This is a genomic window from Shewanella sp. CAL98-MNA-CIBAN-0140 (genome assembly GCF_040309905.1).
Lineage (GTDB): Bacteria > Pseudomonadota > Gammaproteobacteria > Enterobacterales > Shewanellaceae > Shewanella > Shewanella psychromarinicola.
Genome location: NZ_JBEOPI010000021.1, coordinates 44,920 through 69,671 on the forward strand (window position 1 = coordinate 44,920; position 24,752 = coordinate 69,671).

23 protein-coding genes are annotated in these 24,752 nt (G+C 43.5%); 12 read left to right on the top strand and 11 right to left on the bottom strand.

The window, feature by feature from the left end:
- Window positions 1-2: 2 nt before the first annotated feature.
- The 3 genes from coxB to lexA form a co-directional block, all read right to left on the bottom strand.
- Complete coding sequence (gene coxB / locus AAEY93_RS12230; RefSeq protein ID WP_351077221.1) at window positions 3-1,604, bottom strand: cytochrome c oxidase subunit II; 1,602 nt, start codon at window positions 1,602-1,604, stop codon at window positions 3-5.
- Between the two features lie 395 nt (window positions 1,605-1,999).
- On the bottom strand, window positions 2,000-2,506 hold the full coding sequence (locus AAEY93_RS12235) for a cell division inhibitor SulA (protein ID WP_351077224.1): 507 nt from the start codon (window positions 2,504-2,506) through the stop codon (window positions 2,000-2,002).
- Complete coding sequence (lexA, locus tag AAEY93_RS12240; RefSeq protein ID WP_101033162.1) at window positions 2,503-3,117, bottom strand: transcriptional repressor LexA; 615 nt, start codon at window positions 3,115-3,117, stop codon at window positions 2,503-2,505. The genes AAEY93_RS12235 and lexA overlap by 4 nt, the downstream gene beginning before the upstream one ends.
- A 264-nt stretch (window positions 3,118-3,381) precedes the next feature.
- Here lexA and plsB point away from each other — a divergent pair, with 264 nt between their 5' ends.
- The 5 genes from plsB (at window position 3,382) to AAEY93_RS12265 (ending at window position 8,605) form a co-directional block, all read left to right on the top strand.
- Window positions 3,382-5,805 (top strand): glycerol-3-phosphate 1-O-acyltransferase PlsB, encoded by a 2,424-nt coding sequence (gene plsB / locus AAEY93_RS12245; protein ID WP_351077227.1) that lies wholly within the window; start codon window positions 3,382-3,384, stop codon window positions 5,803-5,805.
- Window positions 5,805-7,061 (top strand): tryptophan permease, encoded by a 1,257-nt coding sequence (mtr, locus tag AAEY93_RS12250; protein WP_124012723.1) that lies wholly within the window; start codon window positions 5,805-5,807, stop codon window positions 7,059-7,061. The genes plsB and mtr overlap by 1 nt, the downstream gene beginning before the upstream one ends.
- A gap of 146 nt (window positions 7,062-7,207) precedes the next feature.
- On the top strand, window positions 7,208-7,987 hold the full coding sequence (locus tag AAEY93_RS12255; protein WP_124012722.1) for a VOC family protein: 780 nt from the start codon (window positions 7,208-7,210) through the stop codon (window positions 7,985-7,987).
- Window positions 7,988-8,081: 94 nt separating this feature from the next.
- Complete coding sequence (locus AAEY93_RS12260) at window positions 8,082-8,345, top strand: hypothetical protein (RefSeq protein WP_124012721.1); 264 nt, start codon at window positions 8,082-8,084, stop codon at window positions 8,343-8,345.
- Window positions 8,342-8,605: a hypothetical protein gene (locus tag AAEY93_RS12265; protein ID WP_124012720.1), complete on the top strand. Its 264-nt coding sequence runs from the start codon at window positions 8,342-8,344 to the stop codon at window positions 8,603-8,605. The genes AAEY93_RS12260 and AAEY93_RS12265 overlap by 4 nt, the downstream gene beginning before the upstream one ends.
- A 159-nt stretch (window positions 8,606-8,764) precedes the next feature.
- Here AAEY93_RS12265 and AAEY93_RS12270 read toward each other — a convergent pair whose 3' ends face one another.
- The 6 genes from AAEY93_RS12270 to AAEY93_RS12295 form a co-directional block, all read right to left on the bottom strand.
- Window positions 8,765-11,899: an efflux RND transporter permease subunit gene (locus tag AAEY93_RS12270; RefSeq protein ID WP_351077233.1), complete on the bottom strand. Its 3,135-nt coding sequence runs from the start codon at window positions 11,897-11,899 to the stop codon at window positions 8,765-8,767.
- 11 nt (window positions 11,900-11,910) lie between these two features.
- Window positions 11,911-13,692 (bottom strand): efflux RND transporter periplasmic adaptor subunit, encoded by a 1,782-nt coding sequence (locus tag AAEY93_RS12275; RefSeq protein WP_351077236.1) that lies wholly within the window; start codon window positions 13,690-13,692, stop codon window positions 11,911-11,913.
- Window positions 13,693-13,818: 126 nt separating this feature from the next.
- Window positions 13,819-14,517 carry a heavy metal-binding domain-containing protein gene (locus AAEY93_RS12280; RefSeq protein WP_351077239.1) on the bottom strand — a complete coding sequence of 233 codons (699 nt, stop codon included), beginning with the start codon at window positions 14,515-14,517 and terminating at the stop codon, window positions 13,819-13,821.
- Between the two features lie 93 nt (window positions 14,518-14,610).
- The gene (locus AAEY93_RS12285; protein WP_351077242.1) at window positions 14,611-15,060 is read right to left on the bottom strand and encodes a hypothetical protein; all 450 of its coding nucleotides are present in this window, start codon (window positions 15,058-15,060) and stop codon (window positions 14,611-14,613) included.
- Between the two features lie 177 nt (window positions 15,061-15,237).
- The gene (locus AAEY93_RS12290; RefSeq protein WP_351077245.1) at window positions 15,238-15,996 is read right to left on the bottom strand and encodes a PepSY domain-containing protein; all 759 of its coding nucleotides are present in this window, start codon (window positions 15,994-15,996) and stop codon (window positions 15,238-15,240) included.
- The gene (locus AAEY93_RS12295) at window positions 15,996-16,760 is read right to left on the bottom strand and encodes a PepSY-associated transmembrane domain-containing protein (RefSeq protein ID WP_351077248.1); all 765 of its coding nucleotides are present in this window, start codon (window positions 16,758-16,760) and stop codon (window positions 15,996-15,998) included. Before AAEY93_RS12295 ends, AAEY93_RS12290 begins: the two co-directional genes overlap by 1 nt.
- A 184-nt stretch (window positions 16,761-16,944) precedes the next feature.
- Between AAEY93_RS12295 and AAEY93_RS12300 the strand changes: the two genes are divergently transcribed.
- From AAEY93_RS12300 to AAEY93_RS12310, 3 genes are all read left to right on the top strand, one after another.
- Window positions 16,945-17,391 (top strand): hypothetical protein, encoded by a 447-nt coding sequence (locus AAEY93_RS12300; protein ID WP_124012715.1) that lies wholly within the window; start codon window positions 16,945-16,947, stop codon window positions 17,389-17,391.
- A gap of 115 nt (window positions 17,392-17,506) precedes the next feature.
- Window positions 17,507-18,103, top strand: a complete 597-nt coding sequence (locus AAEY93_RS12305) for a CueP family metal-binding protein (RefSeq protein WP_101033151.1) — start codon at window positions 17,507-17,509, stop codon at window positions 18,101-18,103.
- A gap of 397 nt (window positions 18,104-18,500) precedes the next feature.
- Window positions 18,501-19,064, top strand: coding sequence for a NapC/NirT family cytochrome c (locus tag AAEY93_RS12310; RefSeq protein WP_101033150.1), 564 nt, complete (start codon window positions 18,501-18,503; stop codon window positions 19,062-19,064).
- A 114-nt stretch (window positions 19,065-19,178) separates the two neighbouring features.
- Here AAEY93_RS12310 and AAEY93_RS12315 read toward each other — a convergent pair whose 3' ends face one another.
- A complete protein-coding gene (locus AAEY93_RS12315; RefSeq protein ID WP_164839411.1) occupies window positions 19,179-19,490 on the bottom strand; it encodes a DUF1145 domain-containing protein in 312 nt (103 codons plus the stop codon).
- Window positions 19,477-20,094 carry a 16S rRNA (guanine(966)-N(2))-methyltransferase RsmD gene (rsmD, locus tag AAEY93_RS12320; RefSeq protein WP_124012712.1) on the bottom strand — a complete coding sequence of 206 codons (618 nt, stop codon included), beginning with the start codon at window positions 20,092-20,094 and terminating at the stop codon, window positions 19,477-19,479. Before rsmD ends, AAEY93_RS12315 begins: the two co-directional genes overlap by 14 nt.
- 180 nt (window positions 20,095-20,274) lie before the next feature.
- Here rsmD and ftsY point away from each other — a divergent pair, with 180 nt between their 5' ends.
- From ftsY to rpoH, 4 genes are all read left to right on the top strand, one after another.
- On the top strand, window positions 20,275-21,894 hold the full coding sequence (gene ftsY, locus AAEY93_RS12325; protein WP_124012711.1) for a signal recognition particle-docking protein FtsY: 1,620 nt from the start codon (window positions 20,275-20,277) through the stop codon (window positions 21,892-21,894).
- Window positions 21,895-21,897: 3 nt separating this feature from the next.
- Window positions 21,898-22,587, top strand: a complete 690-nt coding sequence (gene ftsE, locus AAEY93_RS12330; protein ID WP_124012710.1) for a cell division ATP-binding protein FtsE — start codon at window positions 21,898-21,900, stop codon at window positions 22,585-22,587.
- Window positions 22,584-23,549, top strand: coding sequence for a permease-like cell division protein FtsX (gene ftsX / locus AAEY93_RS12335; RefSeq protein ID WP_124012709.1), 966 nt, complete (start codon window positions 22,584-22,586; stop codon window positions 23,547-23,549). Before ftsE ends, ftsX begins: the two co-directional genes overlap by 4 nt.
- 230 nt (window positions 23,550-23,779) lie before the next feature.
- Window positions 23,780-24,637 (top strand): RNA polymerase sigma factor RpoH, encoded by an 858-nt coding sequence (gene rpoH / locus AAEY93_RS12340; RefSeq protein WP_101033144.1) that lies wholly within the window; start codon window positions 23,780-23,782, stop codon window positions 24,635-24,637.
- Window positions 24,638-24,752 lie beyond the last annotated feature (115 nt).

Sequence of the window (24,752 nt, forward strand, 5' to 3'; positions counted from 1 at the left end):
CCCTACTGTCCATGGCTAGCGACATCGGCAGCTTGCACCGCCTCGTCAGAATTATTGCCCCACGCATTGCGCTCATAAGTAATCACTGCCGCCATTTTTTGAGGGCTGAGTTGACTACTAAATGCTTGCATTGCGGTGCCTGGTTTGCCGTGCATAACGATATCGATATGTCCGCTAACCGGTCCGCTAACGACAGGGCTGCCAATAAGTGAAGGGAAAGCGCCGGGTAAACCAGCGCCAGAGGCCTGGTGACATGCAGCACAAACAGTGGCATAAACCTGCTCACCTTCAGCTATTAATTGCTCCAAGGTTAAGGTGGGCAGATCTGCCGCTGCAACAACTTCAGGTGTCACAACCTTGGCAACGGCTTCTATAGCTTGAGTGGTTTTTTCTGTGGCCGCATCGGTAATGTCTGTCGTTGTTGCGGCAATGGTACTTGCTGCATCGGCTACGACCTCGATCGGCTCAGTGCTTGACGCGTTACTACTTGAGAAGTTACCCACATCAGCTGCTTGAACAACATCGCCACTGTTGTTGCCCCAAGCATTTCGCTCAAAGGTAATCACTGCGGCAATTTCTATGGCGCTAAGTTGCTTGGCAAAGGCTTGCATTGCGGTGCCTGGTTTACCGTTTAATACAATATTGAGGTGATCGTCAACAGGGCCTTTTATGATAGGACTGCCAATCAATGATGGGAATACACCGGGAAGACCCGCCCCATTAGGTTGGTGACAAGCGGCGCACCGCGCTATGTACACTTGCTCGCCCTGCGTGTTTAGTTCTTCAAGGGACAAGGTTTGTGACATTGATGCGGCTGCAGCGACTGCAGCATTATTGGCCAGTTGTTTTTGTTCAACTAACCAATTATCAAAATCAGTCTCCGATAAGGCTTGTACCACAATAGGCATAAATCCATGGTCTTTACCGCATAACTCAGCACATTGACCGCGATAAGTTCCAGGCTTATCAATACGAGTCCAGGCTTCGTTGATAAAGCCTGGGTTGGCATCTTTTTTAACCGCGAAAGCGGGTACCCACCATGAGTGGATAACATCATCAGATGTCATCAAGAAACGCACCTTTTGATTGATGGGCAGTACTAGCGGCTTATCGACTTCAAGGAGGTAATTTTCGCCTTTGGCCTCACGGCCATCAATTTGCTCTCTGGGGGTGGATAATGAGCTGTAAAATTCGATGTCTTTATCAAAATAGCTGTAGTGCCATTTCCACTGTGACCCAGTAATTTTGATGGTCAGATCGGCATCGCTGGGATCTTCCATGGCAATTAAGGTTTTAGTGGCTGGAATAGCCATTCCGATTAAGATAATGAAAGGGATGACGGTCCAAGCAATTTCCACTTTGGTACTTTCGTGAAAATTGGCCGCAACGGCACCTTTTGATTTGCGGTGATAAATCATCGAATAAATCATGATCCCAAACACCACTAACCCAATAGCACAACAGATGTAAAGAATCGTCATATGGAGGTCATAAACCTTACCACTGATATCCGTCACGCCTTGGGTCATGTTGAGGGGCATTTCTGTTGCCCCAAGCGGAAGTGCTACCCACACAACCAATAAAAAATACAACCATTGCTTCACAAGACTACTCCCCTGCTAATTGCAAAATAGCAACTACAAAGAAAAGTCACACAGTAAATCTCAGCTCTATGCAAACTCTTCGGTTCCCGAAAAAAGCTTGATGAACTCAAAGTACTCTGGTGGTTGTATACAGACTGTCTACGCTTTTATTGTTAGCTGTGCACCACGCTTGTACCTACGACTGAACTTATCAATTTCTATTTGGATTATTTGTCTGACAGTAATCTTGATTACTGTCATTTTATCCAATTAAAGATGAAGAATGTTTCATCCTTGTTAACCACATTACTTGTAGATTAAACATTGATCAAGATCACTTTGTTGGTAAATAGGCTAAAAAAAGATGAAAAAAAGCCCTGAATTCAATGCAGGGCTTGGTAATTAAGGATTTATGCTTAGTGAAATGAGCAAAAATTACCTGCTCCACTTGTTAATGTAGAGTTAACAAGTTGATGTTTGTGAGGTAAGTGAGCATTCACATTTTCAATTACCACGCCTAATGCTCGCGCGCTCTTAGCGACAATTTCCAATCGACGACTATCGCGAGCATCGAGTGAACTTGTCCAAGTAACCACTGCACTAGAAGTTCCGCTCGTGAGAGCTTTTTCCATGGCCCATAATGTTTCGACTTCATCTTTGGTGTGCACCAGTAAAATACGATCCATTCTCACTCCAGCACTGGCCAGCATATGCTTATAGCCTATGTGAGGTGGACTAATTAATACAATCCATCTGCCTTGTTGGCTCAACGTCGCCAGTTGGCTACACAATTGACTCAGTTCTGCTTCACCTTGGGTGACAGTTTGTAATGTTTGAATGGTTTGGTTGCCATGCAGATCTGTTTCAGTTAAATCTACCCATAAGCCTGGGTGACGTGGCGCTACGCCCATTAGTTTGTTCATGACCAATCTCCATTACGGATAACGCCAACTGCAAGCCCTTCGATGGTTAGGCTTTGGCAACTTAAATCTACTTTTATCGGGTTATAATCTTCATTTTCTGCATGCAGATAAATCATATTACCTTTTTGTTCGAATCGTTTTACGGTGACGTCATCATCAACACGCGCCACCACAACCTGACCATTACGCGCTTGTTGCATTTTATGTACAGCGAGCAAGTCGCCTTCTAAAATACCAATGTTTTTCATGCTATCACCACGAACCCGTAATAAAAAATCTGCGGCGGGTTTAAACATATTTGGGTCGACTTGATAATATTGTTCTACATGCTCTTGCGCCAAAATAGGCTCTCCAGCAGCAACTTGTCCAATGAGTGGCAGACCGATTTCAAGCTGTTCTTCATGAGGTAAACGAATACCTCTCGAGGTACCAGGTATGATCTCGATAAAACCTTTTTTGGCTAATGCTTTTAAATGCTCTTCGGCGGCATTAGCACTTTTAAAGCCAAGACGACTCGCAATTTCAGCACGAGTGGGTGGCATACCTGTTTCGGTGATATTGTTTTTAATTAAGTCTAAAATTTCTGCTTGGCGCGGCGTTAACGGTCTCATGATGGTTCCTGTCTTTTTATACAGTGACTGTCATTATACACAGTGTTTTTGTTCGTGCAAGTATTAACCAACTCTTTTTTGAATATTGTTGGTCAAGTATCATTCAACAACCTGTTTCTATTAGTTATTGTGTATTGATTGTCTGATGTTATTTCTGATAGTGAGAACTCAAGCGTAAAGATAAATCGGTCTGATAGTGTAAGCAGGCTGGTTTCTGGTATCCTATACGACAATATTACAGTGGCTTATGTTGCGAAAATAACCATGTCAAAACCAGATTCAATATTTTTACGAGCGTTAAAATGGATTCAAAAATCGATGGTACTCACGGTTGTTGTGCCACATGATCCTTTTGACGATCTTAATTTAGATCCATCTAAACCTCTGATTTATGTTATGAAAACAGAATCAATCAGTGATGCCGCTGCATTAAGCGAAATCACTGAGAGCTTTGGTATGCCCAGTCCATATGAGCCACTGCAATTGGATGGCCTCAAAGTATCACGCATCGTTTGTCTTGAAGGCCGCAAACCGCTTTTTGGTAAACGCGAAAGCGGTGAAAAATTTATTAATAGTTTTACCAGTCTGTTAGCGCTTCATCGTCAATGTCCTGAGTTAGATATTCAGTTGGTGCCTGTGAGCCTTTATTGGGGTCGCACACCGGGTAAAGAAGATGACAGCATGAAAGCGGCTTTTTTTGAAAGGGAAAACCCGACCTGGCTGCGAAAATGGCTAATGATTTTGTTTCTAGGTCGCCACAATTTTGTACAGTTTTCTAATGCATTATCGCTTCGTCTTATGGCTGATGAACACGGTACCGATAAAAGAATTGCTCACAAATTAATCCGTGTTGCGCGAGTGCATTTCCGCCGTCAACGCAAAGTGATGACAGGGCAGCAATTACCGAATCGGCAAGTGCTTTTTGCGTCGTTACTTAAATCTGATGCAATCAAGAAAGCCATTGAAGAAGAGTCGGTAAACAAAAAAGTATCTGTCGAGAAAGCCCGTGAAACCGCCATTGAATACCTTGATGAAATTGCCGCTGACTATTCTGATAGTTTTGTGCGCATTGCCGAGCGCTTCCTCACTTGGTTATGGAACAAATTATACAGTGGTATCAATATCAAAGGTGCAGAACAGATAAGGCAGTTACATCATGACGGCCATGAAATTGTCTATGTGCCTTGTCATCGTAGTCATATGGATTACTTACTGTTGTCATATATTTTGTATTATCAGGGTATGGTTCCACCGCACATTGCTGCCGGTATTAATCTTAACTTTTGGCCTGCTGGGCCTATGTTCCGTCGTGGCGGAGCATTCTTTATCCGTCGTAGTTTTAATGGAAAAAAACTCTATACCGCAGTATTTCGTGAATACTTAGATCAGTTATTTGCTAAGGGCTATTCGGTCGAGTATTTCACTGAAGGTGGTCGTTCTCGTACCGGGCGTTTGCTAGCGCCTAAAACCGGTATGTTAGCGATGACTATTAATAGTGTGTTACGTGGCATTGAACGCCCTGTGACCTTAGTGCCTGTGTATTTAGGTTATGACCATGTGATGGAAGTGGCCACTTACCATAAAGAATTAAGCGGTAAGAAAAAGAAAAAAGAATCTGTTTGGCAGTTATTTGGGGCTCTGCGTAAATTAGGCAATTTTGGCCAAGGTTATGTGAACTTTGGTGAGCCGATTAATTTACAACATTTCTTAAACGAGCAGGCGCCAGAATGGCGTAAAGAGATTGCGAACGATCCTGATCAGAAACCATCATGGTTTACCCCATCGGTCAACTTACTAGCCAATCGTGTAATGACCAATATCAACGGCGCTGCTGCGGCCAGCTCGGTGACATTGACCAGTTTAGTGTTATTGGCATCAGAGCAAAATGCATTAGAAAGAAGCCAGTTAGAACGTCAGCTTGATTTGTATTTAGCATTACTTAACACAGTGCCTTATACCCATTACGCATCCGTTGCAGAGGGTAATGGCAAGTCAATTGTTGATCATTGTCTGTCGTTAAATAAGTTTGTCAGTACTAAGGACCTTATTGGCGAGATAATTTCGGTTGATGAAAAAGTTGCTATTACCATGAGTTATTACCGTAATAATATTATTCATTTAATGGCATTACCTTCACTCATCGCCAGTTGTTTAGTGCACTATGATGTGTGCGATCGCACCCGAATCCATGCCATAGTGATGGATTTTTACCCATTACTTAAAGCTGAACTTTTTATGGGTATTGATGATGTTCCTAAACATGTAGATTGCATTTTAGACTTTATGGTTGAACAAGGTCTGTTGAGCGGTAGCGATCAGTTGGTGATCACGCTTCACCATATTACTCAAGTGTTACTGCTTGCTGAAACCATCAATGAGACGTTGCAACGCTATGCCATTATCTTTAATTTACTGGCGATAAATCCGGAGCTTGAGCGTTCAGGATTGGAAACCGATAGTCATATGTTAGCCCAACGTTTAGGGGCTCTACATGGCATTACCGCACCAGAATTTTATGATAAAAAGTTGTATAACACCTTGAGCGTGAAACTAAAAGAATTGGGATATTTATGCAGTGTCGAGAATCGTTCTGAAGTGATAAGAATTCGAGATAATGCCAATAAATTACTCAGTTCTTCAGTAAGACAAACCATTGTTGATAGTGTGGCAGCGGAGCACGGACAATAATGGCCAACCACATGAATGCAGCAAAGCATCGAGCTAGCGGTAAGTCAGTATTGGGTGGGGCGATGATTATTGCTGGGACCACAGTCGGTGCGGGCATGTTTTCCTTGCCGGTCGTTAGTGCAGGAATGTGGTTTGGTTATTCATTAGCCATGTTGTTAGGTGTATGGTTTTGCATGTTAATGTCGGGTTTGCTGTTATTAGAAGCCAATTTGCATTTTGAACCTGGCGATAGTTTTGACACCTTAACCCGCGTAACTCTAGGGCAGTTTTGGCGGGTGATTAACGGCGTATCTATTGCCTTTGTGTTGTATATTTTAACCTATGCTTATATCAGTGGTGGCGGGTCGATTGTTAATCACAGCTTATCGGCTCTGGGTGTTAGTTTGCCTCAGAGCGTGGCGGGTTTGGTTTTTGCTATTGTCTTGGCACTTGTGGTGTTTATCAGTACTAAAGCGGTCGATCGGATCACCACCATCATGCTCGGTGGTATGATGATCACTTTCTTCTTGGCTATCGGTAATTTATTAATCGACATTGACACGGTGAAATTGGCGTCACCCGATGGTGAGTCGCGTTATCTGCCTTATTTACTCGCTGCTATTCCTTTTGGGTTGGCCAGTTTTGGTTATCACGGTAACGTGCCGAGCTTAGTAAAGTATTACGGTAAAGATGCCAATACGATTGTGAAAGCCATCGTTACTGGAACCAGTATCGCATTGGTTATTTATGTGTGTTGGTTAGTGGCGACAATGGGCAATATTCAACGCAGCCAGTTTGCCGATATTATTGCGCAAGGGGGCAATATCGGGGTGTTAGTCGCGGCCTTGTCGGGGGTGATTGCCAGCCAATGGCTTGATAACATGTTAACCCTGTTTGCCAATCTTGCCGTTGCATCATCATTTTTAGGGGTGACACTCGGGCTGTTTGACTACCTTGCCGATCTCTTTAATTTTGATGATTCACGCACCGGACGGATTAAAACGGCCGCGGTTACGTTTATACCGCCGACAATACTGGGTTTATTATTTCCGAATGGATTTATTTTAGCGATTGGATTTGCTGCGCTTGCGGCCACCATATGGGCCGTTATTGTACCCGCTTTGTTGGCTTATAAAGTGAGGCAACAATATCCCAATGCCGACGGTTTTAAGGTGCCAGGTGGGACTCCGCTGATTGTACTGGTGGTGTTGTTTGGGATGATCACAGCAACATGTCACTTACTGGCAATGGCGGATATCTTACCGGTATTTAAATAATCTTAACTTGTTACATAGAATTATAATTGTTCAAAAAAGCCTTCGTTTGAAGGCTTTTTGCTTTTCTGCTGATATCGACTTAACTTATGAGACACGTTTCATGTTGGCCATATAAAAGCAACTATTTTTTATAGAGGATGATGATAATGCAGGTACAAGAGTATCAACAAGGACAACCTTGCTGGATTGAACTAGCGACTCATGATTGGGCGGCAGGTAAAGCATTTTATCAGGCATTATTTGGCTGGGAAGCCGATGATATGCCCATGCCAGAAGGGCATTATACTATGCTGCAAATAGACGGTGATGATATTGCGGCAATGTACCCAATGCCGGCAGAAATGGAGGCATTACCTACTCATTGGACAATTTATTTTGCGGTCGATGATGTCGATGCTACCTCTATGGCTGTGATTCAAGCTGGAGGTGAGATTATTGCGGGGCCTCATTCTGTCGCAGATGCTGGTCGAATGGCGCTATGCACAGATCCAGAAGGCTGTCGTTTTGCATTGTGGCAAGGCCAAGACCATATTGGCATCAAGCGATCGCAAGAATCAAATACCCTATGTTGGGTTGAGCTTGCTTGTCGTGATACCGCTGGCGCGAAACAGTTTTATAGCCATGTATTAGGCTACCAAACCAAGCTAGCTGACATGGCTGAGTTTGAATACACGCAATTGTATGTCGGCGAGCAAGCCATTGGTGGCATGTTGGAAATGACTGAAGAATGGGGCGATGCTCCTGCGCATTGGATGAATTATTTTGCTGTCGACGATTGCGATGCTTCAGTTGCAAAAGCCAAAAGTCTAGGAGCTACCATCTGTGTGCCTGCGACCGATATTCCTGATGTAGGTCGTTTCTCTGTTCTTACTGATCCACAAGGTGGATTTTTCTCAATTATAACTTTATTGGATCCCACAACATAATCACGGATAATAAAGGTCAGAATTGGAACTTGAAGCAAAAAACTATGTCATTGCGAGTGGCTTTAAAGGATGAATAAAACCCAAGGATGAGTCTATGACCCAAGAAACAACTCAAGCCGCATTAGCACGAATTAACCGCAGTATGCTGATAGTGGCCATTACCGATGTTCCCGGTACATTACTATTTGGCCTAGGACTTTACGGAATATTTGCCGGATTTAACCAAGACTTTTTACCTATGTTAGCCAACCCTGTACTCATCAATATTATGTTGGTTACTGGTGCTGTCATTATGGCATGGGGTATGTTTCGGATGGTAATTCTCGCACGTGAAAAACAAGGGATATTACAACAATGAAGCAGCTGATAATTCAATTAACATTGTTATCGAGTTTAGTGCTGCTAACGGCTTGTAGTGGAACAAATCCAATCCGTATTGGTAAGGCTGGCAATGGGGATGACAATAAAAATGACACTGACTATATGGTGATTAATCTTCCTAGAGCCATTCTGGCAAGCGATCCTTGCAAGTATGGTCACCCAGACGATATTGCCACCTGCCGTAAAAAGCAGCAAGATCAAGTCGATCAGTTAAATGAGTCACTTAAACGTCAATAACCCCCATCTTTTAACCTGAGTAGAGGTTAACTAAATCAAAACCATTTAGTAAGTACCAATAAGATGAGTATAAACGCTCATAAAAATAATCCTCAAGTCACCGAGTGACTTGAGGATTGTTGTTTCTAGGGTGAATGTATTTAGCGTTAACGTTTGTCGTTATTGCTTAGGTAATGTGCGGCCGTAAATAAGCAAGTAAATCGCCGGGATAACAAATAGCGACAATAGCGGCGCTGTTACCATGCCGCCCACCATAGGTGCGGCAATTTTTTGCATGACTTCATTACCCGTACCACTACCCCACATTATCGGCAGTAAACCAAAAAAGATGGTGGCGACTGTCATGGCTTTAGGCCGAATTCGCATTACTGCACCGTCGAGTAATGCGGCGGTTAAATCCGCTTTACTGTGGTAGTTGTCGGCTTGCTTATAGGCCTTAATACTATTATTGAGATAGACCTGCATGACCACGCCAAATTCGGCGGCGACCCCGGCTAAGGCAATCATACCGACCGATACCGCAACTGAAAAATTATAGTCCAGCCCATAGAGCAGCCATGCACTACCCACCAATGAAAAAGGCAAACTTAGCATGATCACAGATGCTTGTGTTACTGAATTGAACGTCATCATCAGTAGCATAAAAATCACCGCAATCATTAATGGGATCACCATTTTCATTTTAGCGTCAACCCGTTGCATGTACTCGTACTGTCCAGCAAAGCTATAGTTGTAGCGCGCAGGTAGAGTGATTTGTTTTTTTAGTGCCTTTTCAGCTTCAATAATATATTCGCCGATAGAAATGTCTTTTAGATCGACAAACACCCACGAGATAAGGCGACCATTTTCACTGGCTAACATAGGGGCGCCATCAATGATTTTGAGTTCGGCTAAATAACTTAACGGTAAGTACTTACCCGTTTTAGTCAGCACAGGTAAATTTCTGAGCTTCTCAATATTGTCACGTAACTCACGCGGGTAACGAATATTGATGGGATAGCGCTCTTGACCTTGGATCGACTCACCAATTGTCATACCGCCAATGGCTATTTGCACCACATCTTGAATGTCTTTTAAGGTCATGCCATAACGTGCGGCATTTTTAAGATCCGGGGTTATATCAATATAACGACCGCCGCTACTGCGTTGTGAGAATGCCGATACTGTTCCAGGTAATTTGCTCACTACCGCTTCTATTTCAGCGCCAATCCGTTGCAGTTCTTCAACATTCGATCCCGATATTTTTATGCCAACAGGCGTTCTAACACCGGTAGACAGCATATCGATGCGCGTTTTAATCGGTTGCACCCAAGCATTGGTCATCCCTGGAATACGCACGGTTTGTTGTAGTTCTTCAATAATGCTTTCTAAGGTTACGCCATCACGCCATTCAGTTGTGGGTTTGAGCATAATGGTAGTTTCGAGCATGGTTAGCGGCGCGGGATCGGTCGCGGTCATTGCGCGGCCTACTTTGCCAAATACCCTTTTGACTTCGGGAACGGTTTTTATCAGACGGTCTGTTTGCTGCAATATTTCTGCAGCTTTGCCTGCGCTGACACCAGGCAGGGTGGTCGGCATATAGAGTAGATCACCTTCTTCTAAGGTGGGCATAAACTCTGAGCCCATTTGGCTTAATGGGTAGTAAGCACTGAATAGGACCATAATCGCCAATCCAATGGTGATTTTAGGGAAATGCAGTACCCATTTAAGTAATGGCTGATATATGGCAATTAATACTCGACTGATAGGATTCTTACGTTCATCAGGGATTTTTCCGCGGACAAAATAACCCATTAATACTGGAATTAAAGTGATCGCTAAGATTGCCGATGCGGCCATGGCGAAGGTTTTAGTAAAGGCTAGTGGATGAAATAAACGTCCTTCTTGCGCTTCAAGGGCAAATACCGGCGTAAAGCTTAAGGTGATGATAAGCAAACTGAAGAATAACGCTGGGCCGACCTCAATTGAGGCTTCTTTGACCAGTTGCCAGTGATCTTCTCCCTCAGGAGCCTTACCGTGTTTTTGACGATAATGTTCTAAATGTTTATGGGTGTTTTCGACCATCACAATCGACGCGTCAACCACGGCACCAATGGCAATGGCAATCCCGCCTAAACTCATAATATTGGCATTGACCCCAATGATATTCATGGCGATAAAACTGACTAAAATTGAAATAGGTAAGGTGATAATCGCCACTAAGGTTGAGCGGGCATGCAGTAAAAACAGTAGGCATATGAGTCCGACTACCAACATTTCTTCAAGCACTTTATGGGTAAGGTTATCGACTGAGCGCAAGATTAACTCTGAGCGGTCATAAGTGGTGACTAACTCAACACCATCAGGGAGTCCATTACTGATTTGCTCGAGTTTTTTCTTCACATTATTAATGGTTTCAAGCGCATTTTCACCATAGCGCATCACTACAATACCGCCGACGACTTCGCCTTTACCATCTAGCTCTGCAATGCCGCGCCGCGCTGCCGGGCCGGTTCTTAATTGGGCCACGTCTTTCATTAATACCGGCGTGCCGTTTTCAGACAAAATGCCTAAGGGGATTTCAGCAAAGTCGGCAATGGTTTGGCGATAACCACTTGAGGTGATCATATATTCTGCTTCGGCCATTTCAATGACCGAGCCACCAGTTGAGCTATTGGAGACATCTAAGGCGTTTTTAATGGTCATTAAATCGATTTGATACAGGGCCAACTTATGCGGGTCGACAACCACTTGATAAGTTTGTTCCATGCCACCAACGGTGGCAACTTCTGATACTCCTGCAACACTTTGTAATTCAAGCTTTAAAAACCAATCTTGTAATGAACGTAATTGGGCTAAATCATACTGTCCGTTGCGATCGACTAAGGCGTATTGGAAAATCCAACCTACACCAGATGCATCTGGCCCAATGCTTGGCGTGACGCCAGCAGGCAGTTGATCTTGGGTTTGTGATAAGTATTCTAATACTCGTGAACGTGCCCAATAAATATCGGTGCCATCTTCAAAAATGACATAGACGAATGAATCGCCAAACATGGAGAACCCGCGAACCGTTTTGGCACCCGGCACGGCAAGCATAGCCGATGACAATGGGTAGGTAATTTGATCTTCAACTAATTGTGGAGCTTGGCCTGGGTATGAGGTTTTAACAATGACTTGTACATCTGATAAGTCAGGTAGCGCATCCAGAGGTGTCATGCGCATGGCTTGATAACCCACTAACGCGATAACGGCCGTGAGTATCAACACCATGACGCGTTGCTTTATTGAAGCACTGATAATTTTTGCTAACATTGGCGTGCTCCTTAGTGCTGGTGAGCATCGGTGGTGGTTGAATCTTGGGTTGAATCTTGGGTGGTTGAATCATTACTCGTTAAACGCTGTAAACTGCCTTGAATACTGGCTTCTGAGTCTAGTAAAAACTGTCCAGATATGACCACTTTGTCATGCTCATTCAGCCCGTCTAAAATTTCGGCCTTACCGTCTGCTATCATGCCAATTTTTACCGGCACTGAAGCAAAGCTAGTATCACTGCGTTGCACCACAATACGGTTCTCGCGGCCAGTAAGAATGAGCGCCTCTGTTGGGACGGTGAGCACATTATCCTTAGGAAGGCCAAATAAGGTGACATCCACTAAGCTGCCAGGTCTGAGCTTGTCGTTAAGATTATTGAGTTTGATCCGTACCTGCATAGCCCGGGTGACGGGATCTAATTCGGGGTAGATATAGTCAATCGTCGAGTCAATATCAAACAGTCCCAGCGCTGCTGCGCTGACAGTGACTTTGCGGCCTTTTTGTAGCCAACTTTGCTCGTTTTCAAATACATCTGCAATGACCCATACACTGTCTAAGTTAACGATTTCAAACAAGGTATCGCCTGGCTGGATATACATACCGGGACGGATCGTTAACTTACTGATAAAGCCATCTTGCTGGGCATAAAAAGGCACTTTAAAAATGGTTTCACCGGTTTTTTCTAAGCGATTAATCACCGTGCTATCGACACCTAATAGTGCTAAGCGTTTACGAGCTTTAAGCAATAAACTACTGCCACGCTCGTTATCTTGTTTAAGGTAGTCTTGTGCTTGGGAATAATCGTCTTGGGCATTGACTAGCTCGGGCGAGTAAAGCTCATATAATAGTTGGCCCTTTTTTATCTCTTGTCCCACGTCATTCACCTTAAGCGTTTCTATCCATCCGGTTGCACGAGTATGCACATGGCCAATAGCATTTTCGTTATATTGCACTGTGCCTATGGTATTTACTTGGCTAGATAAACTGGTTCTTTCAACCACCTGACTTCGCATCCCCAGTGCCTGTTGCATACCGCCAGACACGCCAACCACAATTTCTTTGCTGGCATCGGTCACCGTCACTTTCTCAAGGTTCATGCCGCAAATAGGGCAGGTGCCAGGCGCATCGGACACCACATGCGAATGCATTGGGCAGACATATTTTACATTAGTGCTGTCCTTGTTATTTGCCGTGGGCAGTAATGCGGGCTTAGGTTGTTCAAATACCTTGTCTGCTTGGCTTTTGTTTGTCTGACTGACACTTTTCATGTTAGCCATTGATGGTTGCACCCCGCTAGGCTCAGCACTGCCGATTTTCTGGGTGGCATCGGCCACCGTCACTTTCTCAAGGTTCATGCCGCAAATAGGGCAGGTGCTAGGCGCATCGGACACCACATGCGAATGCATTGGGCAGACATACTTTACCTTAGCGTTGTCCTTGTTATTTGCCGTGGGCAGTAATGCGGACTTAGGTTGCTCAAACACCTTGTCTGCTTGGCTTTTGTTTGTCTGACTGACACTTTTGATGTTAGCCATTGGATGTTGAGTGTCGTCAACGCTGGACTCATCTTGATCCTCTTTGACGACGAGAAACATATTACAGATGGGACAACTTCCCTCTTTATCACTGATCACTTCAGGGTGCATCGGGCAAGTATAGGTTTTGCTGGCTTGCGACTGATGCTGGGCATGATCGTGCTCTGCGCCATAAGCGACTGGTGATGTGAGCGCTGCGGGGATCATTACCCAAACAATCGCGCCTAATAGCACACTAGAAAATGGGAATTTCTTCATAACAACCTCGATATTCACCATGATAGCCATGATGAAAACGCTAAAAACAATAATATTGAATGTGCTCGATGCACAGAAGGATCAATTGATCTTGCCTGCTAGGCTTTGTTCTATTGCAATAGCACTTTACATGTTAGCCATTGAATGTTGAATGTCGTCAGCGCTGGACTCTTGTTGCTCATCTTTGACGACTAAAAACATATTACAGATGGAACAACGTCCCTCTTTATCGCTGGTTTCTTCTGGGTGCATCGGGCAAGTATAGGTTTTACTGACCGCTGAATGATGTTGGCTGTCGTCAGCGGTAAATTCGTCTTGCTCATCTTTGACGACTAAAAACATATTACAGATGGGACAACGTCCCTCTTTATCGCTGGTTTCTTGAGGGTGCATCGGGCAAGTATAGGTTTTACTGACCGCTGAATGATGTTGGCTGTCGTTAGTGATGGACTCTTGTTGCTCATCTTTGACGACTAAAAACATATTGCAGATGGAACAACGTCCCTCTTTATCGCTGGTCTCTTGAGGGTGCATCGGGCAAGTATAGGTTTTACTGGCCGCTGCTGAATGATGTTGGCTGTCGTCAACGATAGACTCTTGTTGCTCATCTTTGACGACCAAAAACATATTGCAGATGGGGCAACGTCCCTCTTTATCGCTGGTTTCTTGAGGGTGCATCGGGCAAGTATAGGTTTTACTGGTCGCTGACTGATGTTGGGCATGATCGTGCTCTGCGCCATAAACCACTGGTGATGTCAGAGCGACGGGGAGCATAACGGCAATCAACGCGCCTAACAGCACACTAGAAAAGGAGAATTTTTTCATAACAACCTCGATATTCATGATAATAATCATGATAATAAATACTAAAAAATAATTATATTGGATGTGCTCAATGCACAAAAATCATCAATTGAATTAAGCGATAGGTGGGCGAAACGCGGGAGGGAAAGCGATTGAAACACGGTTAACAACCATGGTAATTGATGTCGAATGGATTGGGGTGCTGGCCATCGGCAATTGAATGTCAATAAGGTTAGCTACCAGTGAAATGGTCAAACAATGATGGCAATCAAGACTGCAAAAGCCCGAACCATCACAACAGCTGGTTTGCGGTGCCGATGCGCTAATGGGGTCATTCACATCATTGACCATATTATCATGACAGTTTTTCGTTGCCTTTTGAGGCATTGCGGCTGTGGTGTTGGTTGCCCGGTCGGTTTTTACCGACATGCTCTGCTGAGCAAGATCATCGTGAGCATGCCTATCTGAAGGCGCAGTCTGTTGAGCCATTTTTGCATGGGCCATTGGCACCATAAAACTGTCATTAGTCAGCAACCCCTGTCCGACAAGTGCCAGCAAAGTCATTGCAATGATCCAATAGTTTGACAGCGTTGCTCTCATTTAACCTTAACCAAGTCGTTTGTAGGGTCTAATTTAACAGACCTTTATATCAGTAAAAATATTTCAAGCAATCATACCCATTTTATTTAACATAATGGTAGCGCTTTATAGTCGGTATCGTGTGATACACATTCCATTTCATTAATTTAGCGTGGTTTCACGTTTAGACAATGCTGATTTTGGTTTCCACTTAGGCCGGTATTTGTGGCGCTTCAACATGTCGATTACCCAAATAAATCCGCTAAAGGTTAACCATAAGGTGATAAACGCAAAGATCTTAATAGGAATATTATTAAAACCGCCTTCATTAAAGTAATCCATAAAGTGGAGCATAAAAAACACTTCGGCTAAACGTTTGTGCTCATCACTGTGACCGACAAGTCGGCCCGATTGGGCTTCAATATAAACGCTGGTGGCAATGTCATCGGCAAAGTTTATCTGCCAAGTGTCATTTTGCTGTTTAGGAAAGTCGTCCAATGGCGGGATCAGTAGATGTGTCGAACTGATTTGAGCCTCGCCAGAATAGGATTCTTTGGCCAGTCGTTGCGCAAATTCGACGTCAATCAATACCGGTTTACCCTGATAAGCATTAATCAAGGTGTAGTCATGGCGAAGATGTTTATATAAGCCTTTTTCATGGGTTAATAAGTAGTAAGGTTTATCTAATAAAGTAATCAAGTTGAGTGACACGCTTGGTTTAAAGGCACCTAAAACCATTTTAGGTTCAACCAAACGATGAGTGTCTACCGCCACCACGGCGTGAGCATCGCTTCGGTAACTAAGGCCTTGGGCTTTATTGTGATCCATAAGATTAAAATACAGCCCGCTGATTAACCAAAGCAGTAATTGAATGCCCACAATGACCGATGCCCATTTATGCAGTTTTCTGATCCAAAACATTAGGCTGCTCCACTGTGATTGCGTTTTTTAAATATATTTTTACGCTTACTATACATGGGCTTACGTTTGCTTTTGCGCCCAAATACCCTGAAGTAAGTTAATACTAGCCCGCTAATAGTGGCGAATGTCGATAACAATGCTATCCAAAATAACAACAGGTTATCGACCTCTTCAGCATCGCCATAATCCATCACATGAAAGCGAAACATCCAGTCAAATATCCGCCAAAAGGCATGACGTTTACCGACGATAAGTCCACTGTCGGCAGAGATATAAATTGATGGTGCGGAGAAATGCTCGAAATTAATCCGCCAAGCGGGTAAATGTCGATCACTCAGCTCAAAAGGTGGATTGTCGGTCAGTAAGCTCACCTCATCGATAGGCTCATTACCTGCGTAATAATATTGGGCTAATGCAATGGCCGTCGTTTGATTTAGTGGCGATAAACGCTCACCGGTTTGTGCGCTTAATAATACCTGCTGAGTCGCTGTTTGGCTTGGGATTGAAAAACGGTATACGTCTTGCTCCATCAGCTTACCCACACTGATTTGCTCAGCATGAGGGTAAGTCTGTAACAGTTGTGCCAACGAGTACTGCAGTTTATCGGGATTGATTTTTATCTGAGGGTTAGTTATTAGCGGATCCCCATGGATATAGTCAATATGCATAAACACCATGTATGCCCCCGTCACTGGCCAAATAACAAACTGCAGTCCGAGTAATAGCATCAGCCATTTATGAACTGTTCTTGCGGTTTTATGCATTAAAATGAGCCTTATTATTGTTATTATTAGTTTGTTTGTAACCTTGTTTACGAGGGAACCAATGGCGATAAATGGCCATCAAAATGTTATTAACTGTTAAGTGACTCATAGTTTTAAGCAATTTATCTTAGTCACGAGTGAGGTCAATGATAGGCTAAAGGTCATTATCCACTCGGTTGAATTCATGAAACTAACCACAACATTGCTGGTAGTGTTTGCCCTCATCTTACAAGGATTAACGTCCTCAAGTATGGCGATGAATAGTACACTTGCTTGTCATGAAAACAGCCAAGTCTCCATGTCGACGGCAAAACAGTTATCGACTCACATGGGCCATGCTTCAACATCTGATGAAACCGGCGCCGGTACCTGCAATTGCCATGATAACGAAGCATTTATAGCAGATTCAATGCCGTTATCTCAGCAATCCACGGTTCAAGCTATTTCTCCATGTGAACCGTCAGATAAACACAATTGCGACAAATGCAGCCATTGTGATATTTGGCATAGCGCGCCCTGTGCATTGATGCCGATAGGATTTACTTTCGATAAAGTCGCGATGGAGTTTACCCCAACTCCGCTGCTTAATTTCACCTCCGTTATGTTAATTGATCAGTCCCCACCGCCTTAATCGTTTATTCCAAAAAAACACCGTATTTCACAATCAACACAGCTCTTTTTTTGGGAGGATGCTGAGTGTATTTCAACACTCAATGTCCCGAACTATGACGTATAAAGGTACTATTATGTTTAAAAAATTATTGATCAGCAGCTTCATCATGCTTGGTGCTAGCACCCTTGTTCAAGCACAAGAGCCTATGGACGCACAACATTTTGAACAATTAAATTATAAAGAAGCAGTATTAACCGCAAATTCATTATATAGAAATGATCAAGGTATTGTTGTTAAAGTGCTACCCAATAAGATCACGGCTTCATTTGCTAATGGCAGCTCTGCATCGGTTGCTATTCCACAAGATCAATTCTTCTTATCTATTGCCCCTTTCTTAAGTCAAACTCACCCGTGCACCAACCATGTTCCAACGGGATGTACTGGTGAATTGGTCGGCGAAAAAATGCATATGTCGGCTATTGATGTCGCCACCGGAGAGGAAATTCTCAATCAAATGGTCACCACTCAACCCGACGGGTTTATTGATTTTTGGGTCCCTAGGGATCGCAAGTTAGCGTTCACTTTTCATCATGGTGACAAAAATGGCGTATACCGAGAAGCTAAAGAAGTCATATCAACGGATGAAAACAGCCGCACTTGCATTACCAGTATGAAGTTATTGGCTAAAAATGATCAGCCTGCAACGGAGTCAAAACACAGTCATCATTAAGCATTAGCGCTAAAGGTTAATGGAGCTAAAGGCTGTATGTAATTGCAGCCTTTGGCGCATAAACCTAAAACCAGCATTTTTTGTCATGGTCAGCTTAGGATATAGGCTGATGTTACTGACAAGATAATTTTTACCATTACATTTGATGCACGTTTAGCTATCAAGTTACAGCCATTGCATTTGATCCACTTTCTAGCAAGTAAGTTCCTACAGGGGTCAATCGGCTCCTTTTTTGATGCAGCACAAACTAAAGTAGCGATCTAGCTCGCATTTTCGATATATTTTCGATAAGCAATCATCAAAATAGCGACTAAAATCAATTTTCTAATTTCTAAAAATCCTAAACTAGACAAATAAATATTAGAATTCCATTTTTTGCTATTACGGAGATTGAACAATGAACTGGCGTGCACTATTTAAACCAAGCGCGAAGTACTCAATTATTGCCCTTATTGTGGTGGGTGTAATTGTTGGGGTAGTCGGCTATTTTGCAACACAACAGACTTTGCATGCGACAAGTAGTGATGCTTTTTGTATGACATGTCACCGAGACCATTCGTTAAGAGATGAAGTTATGGCGTCAGCTCATGGTGGCGGTAGTGCGGGTATTACCGTGCAATGTCAAGATTGTCACTTACCTCATGGACCATTTGCTTATTTACTGAAGAAAATCGTTGTGTCTAAAGATTTGATTGGTTTAATGACCATCGATGGTTTTATGACTCAAGAATGGTTAGATGAGAACCGTAAAGAACAAGCGGATCTTGCCTTAGAATACTTCCGCAGCAATGATTCTGCTAACTGTCAGCATTGCCATACTCGTATTTATGAAGATCAACCCGATACGATGAAGAAAATGGCAGTAAGAATGCACAGTATGAACTTTAAAAAAGCACCTGAATCTAGAAAGACCTGTGTCGATTGTCATAAAGGCGTCGCGCATCCTTACCCTAAAAGCTAGTTTTAGTTTATAGGCAAAAAAACCCACTCATCGAAGTGGGTTTTTTTATCACTGTTTTTTAGGGATTACCTTTTAGGGATTGCCTTTTACGAATTGTCTGGTAGAGATGATCTGTTAAAGATTGCCTGTTGTGGCCGGCTCTGTAGGGGAGAGTAAGCCGAAAACACCCCAGCATAGGATGGCCCTATATTGGTGGCGAAACCTTAAGGGTTTACGCGCTAACACAAGCAAAAGTAGCAAGGTGTGCATTAAGGCTGTGATGCTTGCCACGGCCAGCAGTAGTGCCGTCGCGCCTGAGTCAAAAGGGATGACACAGCTATAAGCAAATAACATCCACATCGATAATGTGGCGGTTTTACCGATTAACACGATATCTGTGATCAAGTGTTTTTGTTTTATTATGGAACCTTGTTTAATCTTGGACACTTTCATTGGCCTCTGCATTAAGTGATCCAGCTTGTTGATATTGATACAAGCGGTAGCATACTTGTCCAGCAAATTTTTCTTTTAAGGGGATCCAATTAGCTGGGACATTACAGATTGTTAACTCTGATTCTGTTTCAACATAAATTAACGCATGATTATTTAACCAATGATGTGCCGCCAATAGCTCAATGGTCTTAATGGCTAATGCTTTGCGAAAAGGGGGATCGATAAAAACCACATCAAATCCTTCAGTCGTGCCTTGTGCAAGGATTTGTAAACTGTCAGCATTAATCACTTCAGCGTTATGACACTGCAGCGTAGCGAGGTTTTGCTTAAGTTGGTTGGCCGCATTTTTTTGCAGTTCAATCATTTTGGCAAAGCTGGCATAACGCGATAATGCTTCAAGGCATAATGCACCACTGCCAGCAAAACAATCGAGCACTCTGGCACCACGAATATCGGTTGCAAGCCAATTAAATAAGGTCTCCCGTACGCGATCAGTTGTTGGGCGTAAACCTTCAAGATCATGGATCGGTAACTTACGAGATCGCCATTGACCTGAAATAATCCGCACCTGACCGCTGCTGGTATTTTTTTTAGCCATCTCATCCTCGTGATTTTGCCTGAACAAAGAAAAAAGAAAGTGGTAGACTATGCCACAATCTGAACCGTCGTTATTTTATATCAAACTTGTGATTAAATGTGAGTATTGATCATTTTACTGGTGAGAGATGCAACAAACGGTTTCAACTGAATTTTTAAGCATATAAAACTGGTAGCAAACATGGCAAAGAAAGGTTTTTTTTCCTGGTTTCGTAAAGATAAGCCCGCCCCTGAAGTTGAAGAACAACACGTTGATGCGGAGCATGACGTTGCAACAGAGGCTAAAGATCAAACCCAACAAGCTGAGCCGCAAAAGCAAGCGGATGACGTTGCGCGCTTAGAAGCCGAGCGTCTTGAAAATGAACGTGCAGAACAAGCCCGTGTCGATGTCGAGCATATTGCAGCGGAAACGTTAGCCGCTGAAGTATTAGTCGCACAACAGCTGGCAGCAGAGCAACAAGCTCAAGTGGTAGAACTTGCTCGCATTGAAGCGGAACGTCTTGCGGCAGAACAATTAACAGCCGAAAAGCTGGCAGCAGAGCAACAAGTTCAAGCGGCAGAGCTTGCTCGCATTGAAGCGGAACGTCTTGCGGCAGAACAATTAGCCGCCGAAAAGCTGGCAGCAGAGCAACAAGCTCAAGCGGCAGAACTTGCTCGTATTGAAGCGGAACGTTTTGCGGCAGAACAATTAACAGCCGAAAAGCTGGCAACAGAGCAACAAGCTCAAGCGACAGAACTTGCTCGCATTGAAGCGGATCGTCTTGCGACAGAACAATTAGCAGCAGAGCAACTGCAGTTAGCCGAACAACATATCCCCACAGCGTCAATCGCATTAGAAGAGCAAGAGGAACCTCAAGCTAAGCCTAAGAAAGAAGGCATGTTTGCGCGTTTAAAACGCGGTTTAATGCGCACTAGCGAGAATGTTGGATCGGGCTTTGTTGGCTTATTTCGCGGTAAAAAAATTAATGATGACTTATTTGAAGAACTCGAAGAACAATTATTAATTGCCGATGTGGGCGTAGAAACCACCACTAAATTAATTAAAAGCCTGACCGAGCATGCCTCGCGCAAACAACTTAAAGATGCGGAAGCGCTTTATGATTTAATGCGGGAAGAAATGCAAAAAATACTCGATCCGGTTGCAGTGCCTTTGGTCCCAGAAAATCCCAACGGTCCGTTTGTTATTTTAATGATCGGAGTGAACGGTGTTGGTAAAACAACCACTATTGGTAAGCTGGCTAAACAGTATCAAAGCCAAGGTAAATCTGTCATGTTAGCTGCGGGCGATACCTTTCGCGCGGCGGCTGTTGAACAGTTACAAGTGTGGGGGCAGCGCAATAATATTCCGGTAGTGGCACAGCATACCGGCGCTGATAGTGCTTCAGTCATATTTGATGCCTTACAAGCCGCTAAAGCGCGTAAAGTCGACGTATTAATCGCCGATACCGCGGGGCGTTTACAAAACAAAAGTCACTTAATGGAAGAGTTGAAGAAGGTCGTGCGTGTCATGAAAAAACTCGACCCAGATTCCCCCCATGAAGTCATGTTAACCTTAGATGCCAGCACGGGTCAGAATGCCATTAGCCAAGCACAGTTGTTTAAAGAAGCCGTTGGCGTGACGGGTATTACCATCAGTAAATTAGATGGTACTGCTAAAGGCGGGGTCATTTTTGCGATCGCCGATAAGTTTACTATTCCGATCCGTCATATCGGTGTCGGTGAGCAAATTGATGATTTGCGTACCTTTAACGCCAATGACTTTATTGAAGCATTATTTAGCCAGGATAAAACGGACCAATAATTTATGATCCAATTTGAGAAGGTCAGTAAAATCTATGCTGGTGGTCAAAAGGCCCTCATGGATGTCAATTTTCATCTTCGACAAGGTGAAATGGCCTTTTTAACCGGCCATTCAGGTGCCGGTAAAAGTACCTTGCTCAAACTCATTACCGTAATTGAACGTGCCACGGCAGGTAAGGTGTCCATTAATGGGCATAACATTGCCAATGTGGGACCTAAACATGTGCCATATTTACGCCGTAATATTGGGGTGATCTTCCAGAACCATCATTTGCTGATGGATAAAACCGTATTTGACAATGTTGCCTTACCGTTAGTGATTGAAGGCTTCACCCATGGCGAAATTCGTAAACGGGTGGCTGGCGCACTCGACATGGTGGGTTTATATGGCAAAGAACGTCATTTGCCGATAATGCTTTCTGGTGGTGAACAGCAACGTGTGGGTATTGCCCGCGCCATTGTTAACAAACCACCATTATTATTGGCTGATGAACCGACAGGTAACTTAGACCCTAAATTATCGATGGATATTTTACGTTTATTTGAGGCCTTTAATGACTCGGGGACCAGTGTCCTCATTGCCACCCACGACTTAGGCCTTATTGCGCGAATGAAGTATCGTACTTTTACTCTGCGTCAAGGACGCATGCTCGGTGGAGAAAGCTCTGCCTCTGAAGGGGAGTACATACGATGAGTAAAAAACCGAATATTACTCAAAGTAAATTACCCTTAAGTGGCCGTATTGTGATGTTTTTTATTCGTCATGTGCAGCAAGGCACCTCGAGTATGGGTGAACTTTGGCGTAATCCAGTGTCATCAATTATGACCATGGCAGTATTGGGCGTGAGTTTAAGTTTACCGGCCGCATTACAGGTGCTGGTTAAAAATGCTGAAAACATCACCCAGTCTTGGAACAGTGCTGCTGAAATTTCGTTATTCATTAATAAAGGCCGCAGTGAGCAATCTATTCAAAGTTTATTGTCGCGTATTAAAGTCTTCCGAGAAGTTGAATCCGTGACGTATATTAGTCGTGAGCAAGCATTAGAAGAGTTTCAGCGTTTATCAGGTTTTGGTGAGGCACTTGCATACTTAGATGAGAACCCTTTACCTGCAGTGGTTACCGTAACCCCTTCGGTTAAATACTCGAGTCCGGCAGGGGCGCGTGAGCTACTGGTAAAATTAGAGCGCGAACCAGAAGTCAGCTTTGGTCGTTTAGATATTGAATGGTTAGAGCGTTTGCAAGCATTGCTTAAATTACTTGAGAAAACCGTGCTGGCGATTGCCGCCTTGCTGATCCTCGCGGTGGTATTAGTGATTGGCAACACTATTCGTCTTGCGATTATGAACCGTCGAGCTGAAATTGAAGTGATGAAGTTAGTGGGCGCGACGGAAGCCTTTATTCAACGTCCTTTTTTGTATACCGGGATTTGGTATGGCGTTATAGGTGGCATTTTGGCTTGGCTAATTATCAACCTGTTAGTGTGGTATATCGATAGTGCCTTAGCCGAATTATTGGGTTTATATGGCAGTGAATTAACCATTGAGTCGTTAACATTTTTAGAATTAATTAAACTGGTGTTACTGGCATCATTTTTAGGCTGGTTGGGTTCGTATTTATCTGTGCGTCAGCACTTACGTAGCATTGAACCGTCATAATAGCCGGCGTATAATAATGCTTAATCCCAATAATGAACGTTTGTTCACTTGCATTGTGATTACCTAGCGGTAAAAATGTTCATCCAGTAGAACCTTATTTGACATATGATGTCGTATAGTTGATAGTTCATCAGCTAAATAGGGTGAGCATTCTTGTGTTGTGAACCAAGAAGCTTCACTTATCGTATTAAGATAGCTGAAATATATTTTTGAATGTAGTAGGAGAGCGAATGACTGATCAAACGCAATCAATGGCGCTGACTGTTCCACACAGCACTAGCAGTCTAGAGGCGTACATCCAGTCTGTGACCAGCATTAACATGTTGGACGCGGATACAGAGTATGGCATCGCCAAGCGTTTACAAGAAAACGGCGATCTACACGCTGCAAAACAATTAATTATGTCGCATCTTCGTTTTGTTGTGCATGTTGCGAAAGGCTACTCTGGATACGGTTTACCACAGGCAGACCTTATTCAAGAAGGTAATATTGGCTTGATGAAAGCGGTTAAACGCTTCGATCCTGATGTTGGTGTTCGCTTGGTCTCCTTTGCGGTACATTGGATTAAAGCTGAAATTCATGAATACGTACTGAAAAACTGGCGTATCGTGAAAGTCGCGACCACAAAAGCACAGCGTAAATTATTCTTTAATATCCGGAAGTCTAAAAAGCGTTTAGGTTGGTTTAGTGACGCTGAAGTGACTATGGTCGCGGAGAATCTGGGTGTATCTAAAGCTGACGTGACTGAGATGGAGTCTCGCATGGCAGCACAAGATCCGGCTTTTGATTTAGCCAGTGACAGTGACGACGACCATCAAGATTTTGCCCCAGCATTATTCTTAGAAGATCATTCTTCAGATGTGGCATCGCAGGTTGAAAATGCCAATTGGGAAGCCGATTCTCAAACACGTTTATTATCAGCAATCAAAACCTTAGATGAACGTAGTCAGCATATATTACGTGCGCGTTGGTTAGATGATCATAAAGTGACTTTGCAAGAACTGGCATCGACTTACCAAGTCTCTGCGGAACGTATTCGGCAGTTAGAAAAGAATGCTATGAACAAACTTAAATCGTGTATAGCGTAAGATCTAGCCTATTCGATTTTGATAAATTAAAACCTGCAACGGCAGGTTTTTTTATGACTAAAAAGTGACGTTTTGTTTGCGAAGCTTTATCTGTGTCAATTAAATCTACTCCAAT

Coding starts and splice junctions, on each gene's coding strand:
- AAEY93_RS12235 (WP_351077224.1), bottom strand. CDS start 2,506: ATGAACAAACTAATGGGCGTAGCGCCACGTCACCCAGGCTTATGGGTA.
- lexA (WP_101033162.1), bottom strand. CDS start 3,117: ATGAGACCGTTAACGCCGCGCCAAGCAGAAATTTTAGACTTAATTAAA.
- plsB (WP_351077227.1), top strand. CDS start 3,382: ATGTCAAAACCAGATTCAATATTTTTACGAGCGTTAAAATGGATTCAA.
- mtr (WP_124012723.1), top strand. CDS start 5,805: ATGGCCAACCACATGAATGCAGCAAAGCATCGAGCTAGCGGTAAGTCA.
- AAEY93_RS12255 (WP_124012722.1), top strand. CDS start 7,208: ATGCAGGTACAAGAGTATCAACAAGGACAACCTTGCTGGATTGAACTA.
- AAEY93_RS12260 (WP_124012721.1), top strand. CDS start 8,082: ATGACCCAAGAAACAACTCAAGCCGCATTAGCACGAATTAACCGCAGT.
- AAEY93_RS12265 (WP_124012720.1), top strand. CDS start 8,342: ATGAAGCAGCTGATAATTCAATTAACATTGTTATCGAGTTTAGTGCTG.
- AAEY93_RS12270 (WP_351077233.1), bottom strand. CDS start 11,899: ATGTTAGCAAAAATTATCAGTGCTTCAATAAAGCAACGCGTCATGGTG.
- AAEY93_RS12275 (WP_351077236.1), bottom strand. CDS start 13,692: ATGAAGAAATTCCCATTTTCTAGTGTGCTATTAGGCGCGATTGTTTGG.
- AAEY93_RS12280 (WP_351077239.1), bottom strand. CDS start 14,517: ATGAAAAAATTCTCCTTTTCTAGTGTGCTGTTAGGCGCGTTGATTGCC.
- AAEY93_RS12285 (WP_351077242.1), bottom strand. CDS start 15,060: ATGACTTTGCTGGCACTTGTCGGACAGGGGTTGCTGACTAATGACAGT.
- AAEY93_RS12290 (WP_351077245.1), bottom strand. CDS start 15,996: ATGTTTTGGATCAGAAAACTGCATAAATGGGCATCGGTCATTGTGGGC.
- AAEY93_RS12295 (WP_351077248.1), bottom strand. CDS start 16,760: ATGCATAAAACCGCAAGAACAGTTCATAAATGGCTGATGCTATTACTC.
- AAEY93_RS12300 (WP_124012715.1), top strand. CDS start 16,945: ATGAAACTAACCACAACATTGCTGGTAGTGTTTGCCCTCATCTTACAA.
- AAEY93_RS12305 (WP_101033151.1), top strand. CDS start 17,507: ATGTTTAAAAAATTATTGATCAGCAGCTTCATCATGCTTGGTGCTAGC.
- AAEY93_RS12310 (WP_101033150.1), top strand. CDS start 18,501: ATGAACTGGCGTGCACTATTTAAACCAAGCGCGAAGTACTCAATTATT.
- rsmD (WP_124012712.1), bottom strand. CDS start 20,094: ATGGCTAAAAAAAATACCAGCAGCGGTCAGGTGCGGATTATTTCAGGT.
- ftsY (WP_124012711.1), top strand. CDS start 20,275: ATGGCAAAGAAAGGTTTTTTTTCCTGGTTTCGTAAAGATAAGCCCGCC.
- ftsE (WP_124012710.1), top strand. CDS start 21,898: ATGATCCAATTTGAGAAGGTCAGTAAAATCTATGCTGGTGGTCAAAAG.
- ftsX (WP_124012709.1), top strand. CDS start 22,584: ATGAGTAAAAAACCGAATATTACTCAAAGTAAATTACCCTTAAGTGGC.
- rpoH (WP_101033144.1), top strand. CDS start 23,780: ATGACTGATCAAACGCAATCAATGGCGCTGACTGTTCCACACAGCACT.